The organism is Pseudomonas sp. 313, assembly GCF_000316965.1.
GTDB classification, from domain to species: Bacteria; Pseudomonadota; Gammaproteobacteria; order Pseudomonadales; family Pseudomonadaceae; genus Chryseomonas; species Chryseomonas benzopyrenica.
Window position 1 is genome coordinate 1 of record NZ_ANBZ01000060.1, and the last position, 730, is coordinate 730.

Annotated in this window: 1 protein-coding gene; it reads right to left on the reverse strand. The window is 42.2% G+C overall.

Annotation, left to right across the window (positions count from 1 at the left end):
- Nucleotides 1-118 precede the first annotated feature (118 nt).
- A complete protein-coding gene (sdhC, locus tag C722_RS25780) occupies nt 119-493 on the reverse strand; it encodes a succinate dehydrogenase, cytochrome b556 subunit (RefSeq protein WP_005005993.1) in 375 nt (124 codons plus the stop codon).
- Nucleotides 494-730: the final 237 nt, after the last annotated feature.

Below are 730 nucleotides of genomic sequence, written 5' to 3' on the forward strand. Positions count from 1 at the left end.
ATTCGGAAGCCCGAAAGGATTCAACCGTTTAAGCGTGAACCGTCGATTATAAATACTTTCGTAAGTTAGCTTTAAAGGACGCTTTTAGTCCTTGTAAATACGCATTACGACTCCACAGCTACCAAATCCATACGGCGCCAGCAACCATTAAAACACCCGACACTACTAAAACAATAGTAGAGGCGCGATTGCTGCCTTTCAAAGTATGACCAACACCCACATCCATAACTAGGTGTCGAATTCCGGCTACGAGATGATAAATAAATGAAGAGTATACCAACCAGAAACTAACTTTGCCGAAAGGTGAAGAAAAAATCTCCTTGACTTCATTAAAACCCTTTTCTGACTCCAACGATTTGCTCAGCATATACAGTATCAGTCCCAGAAAAATAAAGAGCATAATTCCTGAAATCCGGTGCAGAATCGATGTAAGCGCCGTGAGAGGAAGCTGAATGGTTCGAATATCAAGATTAACCGGCCGCTTTTTATTCATTTTGACTCCAGTCAACAATTCTAGTGGGGGATTTCAGTTTTCGATCTCATTCATCATAGCAGCTGTAACTAAGGCTGGCGGCGACAATAATGGAGATATTCGGGGCTTACGTTGCATTTTGAGGTCGCAAGTGCATGTGCGTAAATTGAAGCAAATTGCAAGGTTATGCCCAATAGGTAGCTAGCTTATTAATTTAACAAAAGTGACGTGTGTCGTTCTGCAGGGCATGCTGTTCCC